Genomic DNA, 16,317 nt, shown 5'->3' on the forward strand with positions numbered 1-16,317 from the left:
CCTGTCGATGCCGGGAGTGCTTCGTATGCGAACAGAGACGCCGCCGCTGATCCGCCTGGAGGATTACCGCCCGAGCGCCTTCCTGATCGACCGCGTCGACCTCGACATCCGGCTCGATCCGCACGCCACGCGGATCACGGCGGAACTCGCCCTGCGGCCAAATCCCGCCGGAGACCCGGAGGCGCCGCTCCATCTCGACGGCGACGACCTGACGCTCGTGGCCCTCGACCTCGACGGGGCGGGCGTGGCGCCGGAGGCCATGAGCGTCGGCCCGGCGGGCCTGACCCTGCACCGGCCGCCCCGGCGGCCCTTCGTCCTGCGGATCGTCACGCAGGTCGATCCCACCGCCAACACCAAGCTGATGGGCCTCTACCGGACGGACGGCGTCTACTGCACCCAGTGCGAGGCGGACGGGTTCCGGCGCATCACCTACTTCCTCGACCGCCCCGACGTGATGGCGGTCTACACCACGCGGATCGAGGCGAACCGCGCGGAGGCCCCGGTGCTGCTCGGCAACGGCAACCCGGTCGAATCCGGCCCGGTCGGCGAGGACCGGCACTACGCCGTCTGGCACGATCCGCACCTGAAGCCGGCCTATCTCTTCGCCATCGTCGGCGGGCGCCTCGGCAAGGTCGAGACCGCGTTCCGCACGATGGACGGGCGCGACGTCACCTGCGCCGTCTATGTCGAGCCCGGCAGGGAGGACCGCGCGGGCTACGCCCTCGATGCGGTCATCCGCTCGATGGAATGGGACGAGCGCGCCTTCGGCCGCGCCTACGACCTCGACGTCTTCAACGTGGTCGCCGTCTCCGCCTTCAACATGGGGGCGATGGAGAACAAGGGCCTCAACATCTTCAACGACAAGTACGTGCTCGCCGTCCCCGAGACGGCGACCGACGCGGACTATGCCAACATCGAGGCGATCATCGCCCATGAGTATTTCCACAATTGGTCCGGCAACAGAGTGACTTGCCGAGATTGGTTCCAGCTCTGCCTGAAGGAGGGCCTGACCGTCTTCCGCGATCAGGAATTCTCCTCCGACATGCGCTCCCGGCCGGTCCACCGGATCGGCGAGGTGCGCTCGCTGCGCGCCCGGCAATTCCCCGAGGATGCCGGCCCGCTGCGCCACCCCGTGCGGCCGAACGCCTATGCGGAGATCAACAACTTCTACACGGCGACGGTCTACGACAAGGGTGCCGAGATCGTGCGGATGCTGCGCACCCTGATCGGCGGCGATGCCTTCCGCGCCGGCATGGACCGCTACTTCGCGGACAATGACGGGCGCGCGGCCACCGTCGAGGATTTCCTCGCCGCCTTCGCCACCGTGACCGGGCGCGACCTCTCGGCCTTCGCCCGCTGGTACGAGCGCCCCGGCACGCCCCGCCTCGCAGCGAGCGGCACCTACGATGCCGCCGCCCGCACCTACACCCTGCGCCTCGCCCAGCACCTGCCGGAGGAGGGCCCGCCCCTCGTCATCCCCGTGGCCCTCGGCCTCGTCGGCGCCTCCGGCCCCCTGACCGGGGCGACCTGCAAGGCGGTGAAGGACGGCGTGTTCGTCCTCGACACCCGCGAGGCGGACCTCGTGTTCGAGGCGGTCGCCGAGGCGCCGGTGCCGTCGCTGCTGCGGGACTTCTCGGCGCCGGTGCGCCTCGACCTCGCCCTCACCGACGAGGAGCGCCTGCGGCTGCTCGCCCGCGACAGCGATCCGTTCAACCGCTGGCAGGCGGCGCAGGACGTCGCGATGCGGCTGATCCTCGACCCCGATCCCGCCCGCGCGGAGGCCTTCGCGGAAGCGCTGGGCACCTTCCTCGACGGAGAGGCGCTGTCCGATCCGGCCTTCGCCGCCCTCGTCCTCGCCCTGCCGACCGAGGGTGAGGCGGCCGACCAGCTCGCCGCCGACGTCGATCCCGATGCGATCCACACGGCCCGGCACGCCCTGCGCGCCCATCTCGGCCGGGTGCTGCGCCCGCGCCTCGACCGGATCGACGCGGCCCTCGCCCCGGCGGACGGGGCCGCCTACAGCCCCGACGCCGCCTCGGCGGGCCGTCGGTCGCTCCGCAACGCCGCCCTCGACCTGATCGCGGCGGGCGATCCGCAAACCGGCGCCGCCCTCGCCACGCGCCGCCTCGACGAGGCCGGCAACATGACCGACCGGCTCGCCGCCCTCGCCATCCTCGCGCAGATCCCCGGCCCGGCGCGGGAGGCCGCCCTCGACGGGTTCGGGGCGCGCTACGCCCACGAACCCCTCGTCCTCGACAAGTGGTTCGCCATCCAGGCGACCATCCCCGAACCCGAGACCCTGGCGCGAATCGAACGGCTGAAGGGCCACCCGGCCTTCTCCATGACCAACCCGAATCGGGTCCGCGCGCTGGTCGGCAGCTTCAGCATGGCGAACCCGACGCAGTTCGCCCGGGCCGACGGAGCGGGTTTCGCTCTCGTTGCGGACACCGTGAAGTCGCTCGATTCCGCCAATCCTCAGGTTGCAGCCAGGCTTCTGACGGCCTTCGGATCGTGGCGTCGGCTGGAAAAAAACCGCCGTGTTGCAGCCGCCGAAATGCTGAACCGGATCAAGGCCGTTCCCGGTTTGTCCAGGGATGTCGCGGACATCCTGAGCCGGACTCTGAAAGACGGCTAACCACTTGTTAAGATTGTACAAAACCGATTCTATCGGCCACCGTCCGGGGGGATTCGCGTCAAGGTGGAATGGTAAAAAAGCGGTGGACAAACACCCTGCGCAGGTGATTGTATTCACTCAGATTCGCAGGGCGCCAGCGCCCCGGCCGGATCGATTCTCCGAGGGGTGAGGTTCGGCCATGCCGGAGGCGGTTTCCGCTTCCCTCTCCGCGCGTGCGGACTCGACTCTGTCGGCGGTTTGGCCCGTCCGCAGCCGGGATCCGCGTTTGCAGAGAGCGGAGCGCTGGTTGCGCTATGCCGTGCCCGGCGCGCTCTCGATCTTCCTCGCCTGCCTCGTCGCCCTGGCCGCGATCCACATCCGCGGCCAGCGGGCCGAGATCCTGTCCGGCGCCGAGGCCGAGGTGGAGAGCTTCGCCCGCCTCGCCGCCCATGCCCTGCGCTCGGTCGAGGGCGGCCGCGCCGACCTCCATGCCCTGCTCCCCGAGGACGGGCGCCATCCCGGCCGCCGCCTCGTGCTCCTCACACCCAATTCCCGGATCGCCGTCGCCCATCCGCCGCTGCCGGCGGACATGCAGACGCTGCCAGACATCCTCGGGCCCAGCGAACCGCTCTCGGCGCTGGGCGAGCGCGCCGGGGCGGTGCTGCTCGACCTGCCCGGCGGCGAGCGGGTGCTCGCGGCCGTGCACAACCTCCCCACGGGGAAGGGGCAGGTCGCGGTGCTCCAACCCGTCGACCCGCTGATGGTTGGCTGGGGCGCGCGGACCCGCGACCAGATCGTCCTCGTCGGCGCGGCGATCCTCGTGATCGTCGGGGTCGGCGTCGCCTACGGGTTGCAGACGCGGCAGGCGACCCTCGCCGACCGGGCCTGCGAGCAGATCCGCCTCCGGCTGGAGACGGCGCTCCGCCGCAGCGATTGCGGCCTGTGGGACTGGGACATCGCCAGGGGGCGGATCTACTGGTCCGACTCGATGTACACGCTGCTCGGCTACCGCCGGGAGCAGCCCTACCTCGCCTTCGGCACGGTCAACGGCCTCGTCCACCCGGATGACGGGGACCTCTACAGCCTCGCCCGCGCGGTCGCCGCCAACCAGACCCATGTGGACCACGCCTTCCGCGTGCGCGGTGCGGACGGGGCCTATGTCTGGCTGCGCGCCCGCGCCGAGGTGGTGACGGACGGGTTCGATGGCGGGCGCCATCTCGTCGGCATCGCCGTCGACATCAGCCACCAGCGCGCCCTTGAAGAAACCAACGCCGCCAACGACATGCGCCTGCGCGACGCGGTGGAGGCGATCTCCGAGGCCTTCGTCGTGTGGGACCAGGGCAACCGCCTCGTCCTGTGCAATTCGAAGTTCCGCCATCTCCATGCGCTCAGCGCCGAGGATGCGCAGCCGGGTCGTCGCTACATCGACGTGATGAGCCGGGGCGCCCTGCCCCAGATCCGCCGGGAGACGCCGGAGATCGGCATGGCGACCGCCCGCACCTTCGAGGCGGAACTGGCCGACGGGCGATGGCTGCAGATCAGCGAGCGCCGCACGCGAGACGGGGGCTACGTCTCCGTCGGCACCGACATCACCAGCCTCAAGCGCCAGCAGGAACAGCTCGTCGCCTCGGAGCGCGAGTTGATCGACACCGTCACCGACCTCAAGCGGTCGCGACGGACCCTCGAGGTGCAGACGCAGCAGCTCGCCGACCTCGCCGAGCGCTACCTCGACCAGAAGGCGGTGGCCGAATCGGCCAACCAGTCGAAATCCGAGTTCCTGGCCAACATGAGCCACGAACTGCGCACCCCGCTCAACGCCATCATCGGCTTCGCGGATGTGATGGAGAACGAGGTTCTCGGACCCGTCGGTGTGCCGCGCTACAGCGAATATGCCCGCGACATCCGCCTGAGCGGCGGCCATCTGCTCGCGATGATCGACGACATCCTCGACATGGCCCGCCTGGAGGCCCGCCGCGTGCGGCTCCAGCCCCGCGCCCTACCCGCCGAACGGGCCCTGGCCGACGCCGTCGAGGCGATCGCCCCCGAGGCCGAGCGCAAGGACCTGCAGATCCACGTCGATGTCCGGGCCGGCACGGACCTGCTCGCCGACGTGCGCGGCATCCACCGCATCCTCGTCGGCATCCTCGAGAACGCGGTGAAGTTCACCGGCTCCGGCGGGCGGATCGAGGTCCGCGTCCGCCCGGCGGGCGAGCATGTCCACGTCTTCGTGGCCGATAGCGGCATGGGCATCCCCCGCGCCGCGCTGCCCCGGCTCGGCCAGCCCTTCACCAAGGTCGAGACGCAGATCACCAGCCGCCACAAGGGCTCGGGCCTCGGCCTCGCCATCGCCCGCTCCACCGCCGAACTCCACGGCGGCGGCCTGCGGATCCGGTCGGAGGAGAATGTCGGCACGGTGGTGCTGCTGCGTCTCCCGGCCCCGACCCCGCAGCGGTTGGAAAAGGTCGCCGAGACGGCGGGCCGCGAGGCCGCCGCCAAGACCCTCCGGCGGAACGCGGCCTGAGCCGCCCCGCTTCGGCAGTGACGCACTTGCGCCGTTCATGCGCGTCTGCCCTAGCTTCTTGTTATTGCACCAATTTTTCCAGACACGGCTGACGCCTTCGTCTGGATCGATGCCCTAGCCCGGCGCGCGCTGCGGCTCGGTGAGGGCGGGTGTCTCCTTCGGCGGAACGGGTGTCGGCGGCGGGGACGGCGTCCGGGCGAGGGAGGCCGAGATCGTCAGGGCGACATGCTCGGCCATGCAGCGCAGGCCGAGGTCGTTCAGGCGGAACTGCCGCCCCAGGATATGCCCCTCGCCCTTCTCGGTACGGCCCGCGAGATAGCGCAGGGCCTCGAAGCGGCGCACCAGCGGGACGCCCTCGCGGGTGGCGACGTCGCGCACCCCATCCACGATCCGGTTGTAATCCGTGTCGGTCGCAACGCTCGCCGTGTAGAGCGGATCGACCAGCACCACGTCGATCCCGTGGGATTTGAGCCACGCCACGGACTCGTCCAGGGCCTCGGCGAAGGCGGTGGGATCGACCCGCGCGATGGCATCGTGGGTGCCGACCTGCCACACGACGAGGTCCGGCTCGGCATCGGCCACGAGGCTGCGCAGCCGCTCGGCGGCGCCGGAGGCGATCTCGCCGGGCAGGCCGCGATGGTCGATCACCACGTCGACATGCGGCATGGCCTGTTCGAGCGCCGCCTCGAGCTTGACGGGATAGGAGGCGGAGGCGCCGGGGGCCGACGAGCCGCCGATGGCCAGGATGCGCAGCACATGCCGCGCCTCCAGCGCCGCCTTCGCGGCCGCGAGGCCCGCGACGCTGTAGAGTTGCGAGCCCGGCACCCGGCATTCGAGCGAGGGCGCCGGCATGCCCGCTTCCTGCGCGGCGGCAGGGACGATGCCCAGGCAGAGGGCGACGACGATGCCCCTCATGCGCGCGGCTTCGGAGGTCTGCGGGAACGCCATTCGACGAACCATGCGGTGATTCCCAACGCGACGAGACCGCAGCCGGCAACTGTCATGTCGACCAGCAATCCGCCTCCGGTCTGGAAACGGACGAGCTGGCCGATCAGGCTCAACAGCGACCCCATCGAGAAGACGGCCAGGGAGTTCCTGCCCAGGCCCGACAGGAATCCGACGATCCAGCCGATTCGCGGCGCGATCAATGCGTAGATCGGCGAAAACGCCAACAATACCCCGAGGAAATGTACGAGCCGGGCCGGGGTCAGGTAGCTTTTCTCGAACGTGAACAACAAACGCGGTTCAGGGACCATGAGCGGGTCGGGCCGGATGTCGAGCACCGACAGGGTGATGCCGACGATCACGATGACGACGCCCACCGGCATTAGCCTCCGCGTCCAGCGCCCGAAGGCGGGGGAGGTCCGGTTCCAGTCCTGCAGCACGAAGCCCAGCGTCAGCAGCAATTGCCAGCAATACGGGTCGAAGAACCACGTCCCCTCCCCCGGCCATGAGGGCAGGTTCCAATCGAGGATCAGGCTCGCGAGATAGAGCGCGAAGGACAGGCCGAGCGCCAGGACGCGGCTGACCCGGGCGATCACCACGATGATTGGGGCGATGCCGATCAGTACCACGTAGAGCGGCAGGATGTTGAAGAAGCCGAGCTGGTAGGTGAGCAGCGCCATGCCGCAGACCGACTGGATCGGGTCCGCGAAGAAGTTGCCCGCGTTGTGCCATTCGAGGATCAGCGGGTTGTCGAGGAGCAGCGCCGCCCCGGCGATGATCGAGAGGGCGAGCAGCATCACCGTGATCTGCGCCCGGTAGACCTCGACGGTGCGCGCCAGCATCCGCACGACACTGCGCCAGCGCGGCTCCGGCGCCCCGTCGCGGGTGCGCGTGGCGATCCCGATCGACCACCCCGCCAGGAACACGAACAGCTCGGCCGCGTCCGAGATGCCGTATTGCGAGAAGGTGTAGCGCTCGAACGTGTTGCCGGGGATGTGGTTGATGAAGATCGTGATCAGGGCGAAGCCACGCCAGAAATCGATCGCATTGGGCTCCCGCATGGGGGCGGCGGCTCCGGGGCTGGTCGGCGAACCGGGTCTCTGTAAGGCGCGCGAGCGCCGCTGGAAACCCGGACCTGAGGGGGGATGGGCGTGAATTCCGGCGGCGAATTTCCATCGCGCGCCATCGAACCGGGGGGCAAACGTCGCGTTACAGACGCGAAGGAGCCTCCCCATGCGTCACGCTGTTTTGATCTCTCTCGCGCTCTGGGCGGGTGGCTCGGCCGCCGCCCTCGCTCAGGCGACGACCGGCACGGGCGGCGGGCCGACGAGCACCGTGACCGCCCCGCACACGAGCGCGGTCGGACGGACCATGCCCCCGGCCGGCGGCGATGCCGGCGCGGCGACCGCCGGGGACGACCGCGAGCGGCGGACCAAGGTGCAGAAGACCGACGACAAGATCACCGACGGCATCTGCATCGGCTGCGGACCCAAGTGAGGTCGAGGATCACAGGTTGAGGGTCGCGTCGTCCCGCGCCTGCGGCTCGTCGGCGAGGCGCAGCAGGTTCCGGCCATAGGCGGTCTTGGAGAAGAGTTGGCCGCGGGCGACCAGTTGCTCGCGGTCGATGAAGCCCTGCACGTAGGCAATCTCCTCCAGGCAGGCGACCTGGAGCCCCTGCCGGTGCTGGATCGTGCGCACGAATTCCGACGCTTCGAGCAGGCTGTCGTGGGTACCCGTGTCGAGCCACGCATAGCCCCGGCTCATCTTCTCCACGTAGAGCTCGCCGCGTTCGAGATACGCTTCGTTCACGCTGGTGATCTCCAGTTCGCCGCGCGGTGAGGGCTTCACGGCGGCGGCGATGTCCAGCACCTGATTGTCGTAGAAGTAGAGGCCCGTCACGGCCCAGGTCGATTCCGGGTGCTCCGGCTTCTCGACGATCTTCGTCGCCTTGCCCTGCGCGTCGAGGCTCACCACACCGTAGGCCTGCGGATTCTCCACGTGGTAGGCGAAGACCGTCGCGCCCTCTTTACGCGCCACGGCGCTCTTCAGCAGGTCGGCCATGCCGGCGCCGAAGAACAGGTTGTCGCCGAGGATCAGCGCCACGTCGTCGTCGCCGACGAAGTCGCGCCCGATGACGAAGGCCTGGGCGAGGCCCTCGGGTCGCGGCTGCACCGCGTAGGAGAACGACAGGCCGAACTGCTCGCCGGTTCCGAACAGGCGCTTGTAATTGTCCAGGTGCTCCGGCGACGAGATGATCAGGATCTCGCGGATGCCGGCCAGCATCAGCACCGAGACCGGGTAGTAGATCATCGGCTTGTCGTAGACGGGCAGCAGCTGCTTGTTGATCGACAGGGTCGCCGGGTGGAGCCGTGTGCCGGAGCCTCCGGCGAGGATGATGCCCTTCATCGGGTGGTTCCTTGCTCTCTGGCGGCTCAGGCCCGGACGGTTCCGGCCAGCCTGTCCAGGATGTCGTCGAGGGCATCCTGCCACGGACGGGGGAGGATGCCGTAGGCCTCGCGCAGGCTGTCGGTGGACAGGCGCGAATTGGACGGGCGCCGGGCCGGTGTCGGGTAGGCGGCGGTCGGAATGCCCTCCACCGGCACCGCGCGTCCGCCGCGCTTGGCGCCGCCGGCCACGATGGCCCGCGCGAAGCCGCACCATGTGGTCGAGCCGTCGTTGACGCAGTGGAACGTGCCCGTCGGCGCGGCGGGGTCTTCCGCCATGCGCAGGGCCACGGTCGCCAGGGCGGCGGCGAGGTCGGTGGCGCTGGTCGGGCAGCCGTGCTGGTCGTCCACCACGGTGAGCCTGTCGCGTTCGGCCGCGAGGCGCAGCATCGTCTTCACGAAGTTGCCCCGGTGCGGGCTCACCACCCAGGCGGTGCGCAGGATCGCGTGGCGCGGGTTGCCCGTGCGCACCGCGATCTCGCCCGCCGCCTTGCTGGCCCCGTAGACGCTGCGCGGATCGACCGGCTCTTCCGGGCCATAGGCGCCCTCGGCCTTGGTGCCCGCGAAGACGTAATCGGTCGAGACGTGGACGAGGGGGATGCCGCGTGCCTTCGTCGCCGCCGCGAGGATCGCCGGGGCGAGCGCGTTCAGCCGCCACGCGGCGGCCACGTCGGCTTCGGCCTTGTCCACCGCGGTGTAGGCGGCGGTGTTGATCACCGCCGCGTAGCCGCGCCCGTCGAGGGCGGCCTCGATCGCGGCCGGGTCGGTGATGTCGAGGGCATCGCGGGCCGGAGCATGGACCCGCACGCCCTCCGGCCAGGAATGGGCCTGAAGCTCCGTGCCGACCTGGCCGGCGCCGCCGAGGACGAGGATGTCCATCAGCCGGCGAGCCCGAGGCGTTCGCCCTGGTAGCGGCCCTCGCGGATCGGGCGCCACCATGCCTCGTTGGCGAGGTACCACGCCACGGTCTCTTCCAGGGCCGCCTCGAAGGTCTTTTGCGGAGCCCAGCCAAGTTCGGCCTCGGCCTTGGTGCAGTCGATGGCGTAGCGCCGGTCATGGCCGGGCCGGTCGGCGACGAAGGTGATCAGCCGCTCGTGCGGCCCGGCCTCGGGGCGCAGCCGGTCGAAGGCGGCGCACAAGCCCTTCACCACGGCGAGGTTGTTGCGCACGGCGCGGCCGCCGAGGAGGTAGGTCTCCCCGATCCGCCCCCGCTCCAGCACGGCGACGAGGCCCTTGGCGTGGTCCTCGACATGGATCCAGTCGCGCTCGTTCATGCCGTCGCCGTAGACGGGCAGGCTCCTGCCCTCCAATGCGTTGAGGATCATCAACGGGATCAGCTTCTCGGGGAAGTGACGCGGCCCGTAATTGTTCGAGCAGTTCGTCACCAGCACCGGCAGGCCGTAGGTCTCGTGCCACGCGCGGGCGAGGTGGTCGGAGGCGGCCTTCGAGGCCGAGTAGGGCGAGCGCGGGTCGTAGCGGCTCTCCTCGGTGAAGAAGCCGCCCGGCGGCAGGGAGCCGTAGACCTCGTCGGTGGAGACGTGGAGGAAGCGGAAACCCTCGCGCTCCGTGCCGGTCAGGCCCTCGTAGAGCTCGCGCGCCGCGTCGAGCATGGTCTGCGTGCCGAGGACGTTGGTGCGCACGAAGGCGCCGGGATCGGTGATCGAGCGGTCGACATGGCTCTCGGCGGCCAGATGCATCACCGCCTGCGGCTTGAACTCCGCGAAGGCGGCCCGCACCGCGTCACGGTCGCAGATGTCGGCCTCCACCAGCCGGTGGCGTCCGCTGCTCTCCAGGGGCTTCAGGGAGATCGGGTTGGCCGCGTAGGTCAGGGCGTCGAGGGTGACGACCTCGTGCCCGAGATCCTGCACGAGGTGCAGGACGAGGGCGGACCCGATGAAGCCGCAGCCGCCGGTGACTAGGATCCGCATCACATATCCCCTTCGGATCGACTCCGCGCCGGACCCAATCCACATTGCATGGCAAAACGGCGGCGACGGTCAGAAGAGCTTGCCGGCCTCGCCAAGAGTTGGGGCCTTCCGGTCCTTGTCCGAGAGCACCGCCTCGGCCTCGCCGACCGGCCAGTCGATCCCGATCTCGGGGTCGTTCCACCGGATGGCCCGGTCATGGGCCGGGCTGTAGTAGGAATCCACCTTGTAGGCGACCATCACGTCCGGCGTGAGGGTGCAGAAGCCGTGCGCGAAGCCGTGCGGGATGAACAATTGCTCCCCGCCCTCGGCGTCCAGGCGCACCGCGACGTATTGCCGGTAGGTCGGCGAATCCGGCCGGATGTCGACGGCGACGTCGAGGATCGCGCCCGACAGTACGCGGACCAGTTTGACCTGGGGCTGGGGCGGGATCTGGAAATGCAGCCCGCGCACCGTGCCCTTAGGCGCGGAGAAGGACTGGTTGTCCTGGACGAACGAGACCGCGATGCCGGCGCGTTCCAAAGCATCCGCCCTGAACGTCTCCGAGAACCAGCCGCGCGCGTCGCCAAACCGTTTCGGAACGATGCGCTTCACGTCCGGAATATGCGTGTCGATCACGTCCACGGAGAGCCTCGGCATGGAAAATGTCGTCTGGGCCGGGCGATGCCGTCCATTGTCCGCCCGTGTCAAGCCTCTGGCGGCCTGCAAGCAGATAATGACCCTTCAAGGGATCCCGATCATCTTGTGGGTCTGGAGGGACAGGCGCCAGCGCGCGTCGGCCCGGCAATAGGCGATGGCCGCTTGCGTGTTCGCGGCGGCGTCCGGCCCGTCCATCGGCTGCAAGAACCGGTGACGGAACGGCAGGTCCGCGAAGGTCTCCGGCCGGGCATCGGCCTGGGGAAAGACCAGCTTCAATTCGTCGCCCCCGGCCTGGGCGAGGGCGTTCCCGCCCTTGGGGCTGACGCAGATCCAGTCGATCCCCGCCGGGGCGGGCAGGGTGCCGTTGGTCTCGATGGCGATCTCGAACCCATGCCCGTGGACCGCCGCGATCAGGGCGGCGTCGAGCTGGAGTAGGGGCTCGCCGCCCGTGAACACCACGTAGCGGTTGTGCGGGCCGCCCTCCCACGTCGCGGCGATGGCGGCGGCGAGCGCCGCCGCATCGGGGAAGCGTCCGCCGCCCTCCCCGTCCATGCCGACGAAATCCGTGTCGCAGAAGCGGCAGGCGGCGGCGGCGCGGTCCTCTTCGCGCCCCGACCAGAGATTGCACCCGCTGAAACGGCAGAAGACCGAGGCGCGCCCGGCCTGGGCGCCCTCCCCCTGCAGCGTGTGGAAGATTTCCTTGACCGCGTAAGACACCCGCGTCCCCGAACCCTGCCGATTGCCGAATGTTTGACAGGCGCCGATCCGGCGCCAGATCCGTGTTGCGCCACGGCGACGGGCGCGCGCAACCCCGCGCCCCGCGCGGCAGCGTTTCCTTCACCCTACGCCTGCTTCGACCTTCCCCCGGTTCACACAGGTGAGTCCGCCGCCATCGTATCGCCATGGAGCGTGCGTTGAAGGCATGTTCGACGCGCGTTTTCCTCCGGTGTGAGCGGCCAAGGCCGCCTCACGACGAGACAGGTCCGATGCTCAATCACACAATTGGCCGTCTCCTGGCCCGCGCCGCCGGCACCGTCGCCCTCCTCGCCGGTCTCGGCGGGGCGGCGGGGGCCGTGACGGTGCCGATCCTGGTGGCGGATGTCGATTCCGGTCGGGTGATCTACGCCCAGGCGCCGACCGATCCCTGGTATCCCGCCTCGATCACCAAGCTGATGACGACCTATGTGGCCCTCGACCTCGTCCGCCAGGGGCGGGCCTCGATGGACACGCTGATCACCATCTCGCCGAACGCGGCGGCCGAGCCTCCCTCCAAGATGGGCTTCAAGCCTGGCACGCAGCTGACCCTGGGCAACGCCCTCAAGATCATCATGGTGAAGTCGGCCAACGACGTGGCCTATGCCGTCGGCGAGAGCCTCGGCGGCTCGGTCGACGGCTTCTCCTCGATGATGAACGACACCGCCCGCCGGATCGGGATGTCGGACAGTCGCTGGACCAATCCGAACGGCCTGCCCGATCCGCGCCAATGGACCTCGGCCCGCGACATGGCGGTGCTCGCCCGCGCCCTGATCCGCGATTTCCCCGACGACCACGACCTGTTCTCGATCTCGGCCATCCAGTTCGGCGGGGCGGTGATCCCGAACCATAACGGCCTGCTCGGCCGCTATCCCGGCACGGATGGAATGAAGACCGGCTTCATCTGCTCCGGCGGCTTCAACGTGGTGGCCACCGCGACGCGGGGCGGACGGCGCATCGTCGCCATCGTCATGGGCCAGCCGAGCGCCCGCGAGCGCGACGTGAAGACCGCCGACCTGTTCGATTACGGCTTCGCCCAGGATGGCGGCGGCGGGCCGGGGCTCGACGCCCTGCCGGCCTCGGGGGTCGGCGCCCCGCCGGACATGCGGCCCTACGTCTGCGGCGGCAAGAAGGTGCCGGCGATCGACGAGGGCCCCGGCGCGGTGACGGCCTCCCCCGGCGCCACCACCGCCGCCCAGCTCGTCGGCGGTTCGGCAGCCTCCTCGCCGTCCCTGGCGCTGGCGGCCTTCTCCAGCCCCGCCATGCGCGCCCGCACCCTGCCGCCCCGCGCGCCGTTGCAGCCCGTCGCCGTCTGGATCGGCCGCGATCCGGCCGAGGGCCAGCAGATCCTCGCCCAGCAGGCTGCCGAGGCCCAGGCCGCCGCCGCGAATGTCCGCGCCGCGCGGCTCGAAGCCGCCAAGGCCAAGCGCGAGGCGGCACTCGCCAAGCGCCAGGCCGCCAAGGAGGCCGCCGCTCAGGCCCGCGCCGCCAAGGGTACGACCAAGGCCGCGTCGGGCGCCTCGCTCCCGCATGCGGCGAGCGCCTACACCGCCTCCGAGTCGGCGGGGATGCCGGAGGCCAAGCCCGGCAAGGGGCTCGTGAAGGCGAAGGGCGCCGGCAAGCCAGCCGCCCATAAGCCGGTCCCGGCCAAGCCCGCCGCCAAGCCGGCCGGCAAACCCGCCAAGAAAGCCTCCGCCAAAGCCGACGAGTAGGCCCGAAACCCACCCACCATGTCGCTACCCGCCCCGCCGCCGCCCGATCCTCGGCGCCCCGAGCCGATCCCGCTCACGGTGCTCACAGGCTTCCTCGGGGCGGGGAAGACGACCCTGCTCAACCGCTGGCTTGGCGATCCGTCGCTCGCCGACACGGTGGTGATCGTCAACGAGTTCGGCGAGATCGGCCTCGACCACCTGCTCATCGAGACGGTGGACGAGGACATGGTGCTCCTCGGCGCGGGCTGCCTGTGCTGCACCGTGCGCGGCGACCTGATCGCGACCCTCGAAGACCTGCTGCGCCAGCGCGACAACGGCCGCATCACGCCGTTCCGCCGGGTGGTGATCGAAACCACCGGCCTCGCCGACCCCGCGCCGATCCTGCACGCGCTGATCTACCACCCATATCTGGTGATGCGGTACCGGCTGCAGGCGGTGGTGACGGTGGTGGATGCCGTCCACGGCACTGCGACCCTCGACGCCCACCCCGAGGCCATGCGGCAGGCGGCGGTGGCCGACCGGCTGGTGCTCACCAAGGAAGACCTTGCCCCCGATACGGCGGACTTGCGCGCCCGGCTCGCCGCACTCAACCCGGCCGCGCCGGTCCTGCCGGCCGACACGCCCCCCGACGACCTGCTCGGCGGCCTGTTCGGGCTCGACGGCAAGAATGAGGACGTGAAGGTGTGGCTCGGCGCGGCGGCGCTGGCGGACGAGCCGGAATCCGGCCTCGACGTGAACCGGCACGACGCCGCGATCCGCGCGATCTGCCTCACGAGCGAGAAGCCGATACCGCGCCCGGCCTTCGAGATGTTCCTCGACCTGCTGCGCTCGGGCCACGGGCCGAAGATCCTGCGCATGAAGGGCCTCGTCGCGCTGGCCGACGATCCCGAGCGGCCCCTCGTCGTGCACGGGGTGCAGCACGTGGTCCACGCCCCCGTGACCCTGCCCGCCTGGCCCGATCCCGACCGGACCTCGCGGCTCGTCCTGATCCTCGCCGATCTCGACCCGGCCTTCGTCCAGCGCCTGTGGGACGCCTTCCTCGGGCGGCCCCGCCTCGATGCCCCGGACGCCGCCGCCCTGACCGACAACCCCCTCGCCATCCCCGGCGGCTGAGCGCGGCACCGTCCTTGAACCGCGCGGGGCACGAGGCGCCCCGCGGGCGCCGGCTCGTCCCGAACCGGGACGGAACGCTTCAGAGCGGGACAGACGATGGCGCGACGTTTCACCGTGATCCAGGGCGGCCTCGGCGAGCTGGCCCCCCGTGCCAAGCCCGGCCGGGCGCGGCTGGAAGCGGTCGGCGCGGTCCTGCGGCGCCGTCTCGCCGCCCTGCGGGACGCGAGTGCGCCGGAGCGTCCCACGGCGAGCACGCCCACCCGCCGCCCGATTCCCGATGGCGCCTTCCTCGGCGTGCGCCCGGAGGGCTGGAGCCCCGACGTCGCAGCCTGAGCGGCCCGCGCCAGGGCGCCCTACCTCCGCCCCATGGCGAGCGACATCATCCATGGCCTCAAGCGGGCCCGCGCCCCGCGTTCCCACGAGACGGGGCCGGCCGGCGAGGCCGGGCGCGTCGAGGCGGTGATGGCCCGCCTCGCGCGGGCCGATCCCGACCCGAAGGCCGGTCTCGCGGTCGAGGACCCGTTCCGCCTGCTGGTGAGCGTGCTGCTTTCGGCGCAATCCACCGGCCCGACCGTCGCCCGCGTCTCGGACGAGTTGTTCGCGAAGGCCGCCACGCCAGACGCGCTCCTGGCGCTCGGTGAGGATGCGATCCTGACGATCGTCCGCCCGGTCGGCCTCGGGCCGTCGAAGACACGAGCGATCCTGAAGTTCTGCGCGGCGCTTGCCGCCGAGTTCGGCGGGCAGGTGCCCCGCAACGCCGCCGACCTGCAGCGCCTGCCGGGGATCGGCCGGAAATCCGCCGAGGTCACGGCCAACTTCGCCTTCGGGGAGAAGGTGATCGCCGTCGACACCCATGTCTTCCGGGTTTCGAACCGCATCCCCCTGGCGCCCGGCCGCACCGTCGATGCGGTGGCGGACGGCCTCGCCGCCCTGGTCCCCGACGCCTACAAGGACGGCGCCCACATCTGGTTGTTCCGCCACGGACGCGACACCTGCACGGCGCGCAAACCCGCCTGCCCGCGCTGCCCGGTCGCCGAGATCTGCACTTGGCCGGAGAAGACGGCCTGAGCGGCGAACCGGAAAGTCGTTTCTATCCCACTCGAAGCCTCATCCTGAGGTGCCCGCGTCAGTGGGCCTCGAAGGAGGGCTCCAGAAGTCTCCGCGATCCCTGGAGCCCTCCTTCGAGGCCGCCGCTGCGCGCCGGCACCTCAGGATGAGGGGGGCGAAAGGGACGAGTGCCGCTGTCCAGCCGGGCTCTGACGGGCGCTACTCGTCCTCGCCGAACTTGTTGGCGAGAAGCGCCTCGATGGCGTCCAGGCATTCCTGCGCGTCCTCGCCCACGGCGGTGACGGCGATGCGGGTGCCCATGGCCGCGCCCAGCGTCAGCAGCCCCATGATCGAGCGCCCGCCCACGGTCTCGCCCGCGCGGGTGACGGTGACGATGGAATCGTACCGCTCGACCGTCTGCACGAATTTCGCGGAGGCCCGCGCATGCAGGCCGCGCCGGTTGATGATCGGCAGCTTCCGCAGGAAGCCGCCCTCCGGCACCGGAGGGTTGTCGTCGCTCTCGTAGAGGTCGTCCATCGGTCTCGCTGGGGTGGTCCGGCCGGGGAGAAGACTAGATCATGAGCCGACCAAGTCGATCCCGGCG

15 protein-coding genes are annotated in these 16,317 nt (G+C 70.5%); 7 read left to right on the top strand and 8 right to left on the bottom strand.

All coding sequences use genetic code 11. The features are described from left to right. Positions 1-25: 25 nt before the first annotated feature. On the top strand, positions 26-2,635 hold the full coding sequence (pepN, locus tag ACXJ1Y_RS08345; RefSeq protein WP_463849586.1) for an aminopeptidase N: 2,610 nt from the start codon (positions 26-28) through the stop codon (positions 2,633-2,635). A gap of 178 nt (positions 2,636-2,813) precedes the next feature. Then, complete coding sequence (locus tag ACXJ1Y_RS08350; protein ID WP_463849587.1) at positions 2,814-5,135, top strand: PAS domain-containing sensor histidine kinase; 2,322 nt, start codon at positions 2,814-2,816, stop codon at positions 5,133-5,135. 114 nt (positions 5,136-5,249) lie between these two features. On the opposite strand, the gene ACXJ1Y_RS08355 is transcribed toward ACXJ1Y_RS08350, so the two are convergent. Together ACXJ1Y_RS08355 and ACXJ1Y_RS08360 are read right to left on the bottom strand one after the other, a co-directional pair. After that, the gene (locus ACXJ1Y_RS08355; protein ID WP_463849588.1) at positions 5,250-6,050 is read right to left on the bottom strand and encodes an SGNH/GDSL hydrolase family protein; all 801 of its coding nucleotides are present in this window, start codon (positions 6,048-6,050) and stop codon (positions 5,250-5,252) included. Next, positions 6,047-7,141, bottom strand: coding sequence for an OpgC family protein (locus ACXJ1Y_RS08360; RefSeq protein ID WP_463849589.1), 1,095 nt, complete (start codon positions 7,139-7,141; stop codon positions 6,047-6,049). Before ACXJ1Y_RS08360 ends, ACXJ1Y_RS08355 begins: the two co-directional genes overlap by 4 nt. 172 nt (positions 7,142-7,313) lie before the next feature. Between ACXJ1Y_RS08360 and ACXJ1Y_RS08365 the strand changes: the two genes are divergently transcribed. Further along, entirely contained in the window at positions 7,314-7,577 is a 264-nt protein-coding gene (locus tag ACXJ1Y_RS08365) for a hypothetical protein (protein ID WP_463849590.1), read from the top strand. 9 nt (positions 7,578-7,586) lie between these two features. Here the strand turns inward: ACXJ1Y_RS08365 and rfbA are convergent, their stop codons facing one another. The 5 genes from rfbA to queE all read right to left on the bottom strand — a co-directional run bounded on the left by rfbA (position 7,587) and on the right by queE (position 11,805). After that, entirely contained in the window at positions 7,587-8,486 is a 900-nt protein-coding gene (rfbA, locus tag ACXJ1Y_RS08370; RefSeq protein ID WP_463849591.1) for a glucose-1-phosphate thymidylyltransferase RfbA, read from the bottom strand. A gap of 26 nt (positions 8,487-8,512) precedes the next feature. Beyond that, positions 8,513-9,403 carry a dTDP-4-dehydrorhamnose reductase gene (rfbD, locus tag ACXJ1Y_RS08375; RefSeq protein WP_463849592.1) on the bottom strand — a complete coding sequence of 297 codons (891 nt, stop codon included), beginning with the start codon at positions 9,401-9,403 and terminating at the stop codon, positions 8,513-8,515. Beyond that, a complete protein-coding gene (gene rfbB / locus ACXJ1Y_RS08380) occupies positions 9,403-10,452 on the bottom strand; it encodes a dTDP-glucose 4,6-dehydratase (protein WP_463849593.1) in 1,050 nt (349 codons plus the stop codon). The genes rfbD and rfbB overlap by 1 nt, the downstream gene beginning before the upstream one ends. A gap of 69 nt (positions 10,453-10,521) precedes the next feature. Continuing rightward, a complete protein-coding gene (gene rfbC, locus ACXJ1Y_RS08385) occupies positions 10,522-11,073 on the bottom strand; it encodes a dTDP-4-dehydrorhamnose 3,5-epimerase (protein WP_463850069.1) in 552 nt (183 codons plus the stop codon). A gap of 99 nt (positions 11,074-11,172) precedes the next feature. After that, on the bottom strand, positions 11,173-11,805 hold the full coding sequence (gene queE, locus ACXJ1Y_RS08390) for a 7-carboxy-7-deazaguanine synthase (RefSeq protein WP_463849594.1): 633 nt from the start codon (positions 11,803-11,805) through the stop codon (positions 11,173-11,175). 269 nt (positions 11,806-12,074) lie between these two features. Between queE and ACXJ1Y_RS08395 the strand changes: the two genes are divergently transcribed. From ACXJ1Y_RS08395 to ACXJ1Y_RS08410, 4 genes are all read left to right on the top strand, one after another. Further along, a complete protein-coding gene (locus tag ACXJ1Y_RS08395) occupies positions 12,075-13,553 on the top strand; it encodes a D-alanyl-D-alanine carboxypeptidase family protein (RefSeq protein WP_463849595.1) in 1,479 nt (492 codons plus the stop codon). Between the two features lie 18 nt (positions 13,554-13,571). Continuing rightward, positions 13,572-14,666 (top strand): CobW family GTP-binding protein, encoded by a 1,095-nt coding sequence (locus ACXJ1Y_RS08400; protein ID WP_463849596.1) that lies wholly within the window; start codon positions 13,572-13,574, stop codon positions 14,664-14,666. Positions 14,667-14,762: 96 nt separating this feature from the next. Beyond that, a complete protein-coding gene (locus ACXJ1Y_RS08405) occupies positions 14,763-14,999 on the top strand; it encodes a hypothetical protein (RefSeq protein ID WP_463849597.1) in 237 nt (78 codons plus the stop codon). Positions 15,000-15,032: 33 nt separating this feature from the next. Next, positions 15,033-15,734, top strand: coding sequence for an endonuclease III domain-containing protein (locus tag ACXJ1Y_RS08410; RefSeq protein ID WP_463849598.1), 702 nt, complete (start codon positions 15,033-15,035; stop codon positions 15,732-15,734). Positions 15,735-15,932: 198 nt separating this feature from the next. On the opposite strand, the gene ACXJ1Y_RS08415 is transcribed toward ACXJ1Y_RS08410, so the two are convergent. Further along, positions 15,933-16,250: an HPr family phosphocarrier protein gene (locus ACXJ1Y_RS08415; RefSeq protein WP_463849599.1), complete on the bottom strand. Its 318-nt coding sequence runs from the start codon at positions 16,248-16,250 to the stop codon at positions 15,933-15,935. Positions 16,251-16,317: the final 67 nt, after the last annotated feature.

The organism is Methylobacterium sp. TK26, assembly GCF_055361565.1.

Bases quoted from the DNA above. Each gene is read 5' to 3' on its own strand.
- pepN (WP_463849586.1), top strand. From the start codon at position 26: ATGCGAACAGAGACGCCGCCGCTGATCCGCCTGGAGGATTACCGCCCG.
- ACXJ1Y_RS08350 (WP_463849587.1), top strand. From the start codon at position 2,814: ATGCCGGAGGCGGTTTCCGCTTCCCTCTCCGCGCGTGCGGACTCGACT.
- ACXJ1Y_RS08355 (WP_463849588.1), bottom strand. From the start codon at position 6,050: ATGAGGGGCATCGTCGTCGCCCTCTGCCTGGGCATCGTCCCTGCCGCC.
- ACXJ1Y_RS08360 (WP_463849589.1), bottom strand. From the start codon at position 7,141: ATGCGGGAGCCCAATGCGATCGATTTCTGGCGTGGCTTCGCCCTGATC.
- ACXJ1Y_RS08365 (WP_463849590.1), top strand. From the start codon at position 7,314: ATGCGTCACGCTGTTTTGATCTCTCTCGCGCTCTGGGCGGGTGGCTCG.
- rfbA (WP_463849591.1), bottom strand. From the start codon at position 8,486: ATGAAGGGCATCATCCTCGCCGGAGGCTCCGGCACACGGCTCCACCCG.
- rfbD (WP_463849592.1), bottom strand. From the start codon at position 9,403: ATGGACATCCTCGTCCTCGGCGGCGCCGGCCAGGTCGGCACGGAGCTT.
- rfbB (WP_463849593.1), bottom strand. From the start codon at position 10,452: ATGCGGATCCTAGTCACCGGCGGCTGCGGCTTCATCGGGTCCGCCCTC.
- ACXJ1Y_RS08395 (WP_463849595.1), top strand. From the start codon at position 12,075: ATGCTCAATCACACAATTGGCCGTCTCCTGGCCCGCGCCGCCGGCACC.
- ACXJ1Y_RS08400 (WP_463849596.1), top strand. From the start codon at position 13,572: ATGTCGCTACCCGCCCCGCCGCCGCCCGATCCTCGGCGCCCCGAGCCG.
- ACXJ1Y_RS08405 (WP_463849597.1), top strand. From the start codon at position 14,763: ATGGCGCGACGTTTCACCGTGATCCAGGGCGGCCTCGGCGAGCTGGCC.
- ACXJ1Y_RS08410 (WP_463849598.1), top strand. From the start codon at position 15,033: ATGGCGAGCGACATCATCCATGGCCTCAAGCGGGCCCGCGCCCCGCGT.
- ACXJ1Y_RS08415 (WP_463849599.1), bottom strand. From the start codon at position 16,250: ATGGACGACCTCTACGAGAGCGACGACAACCCTCCGGTGCCGGAGGGC.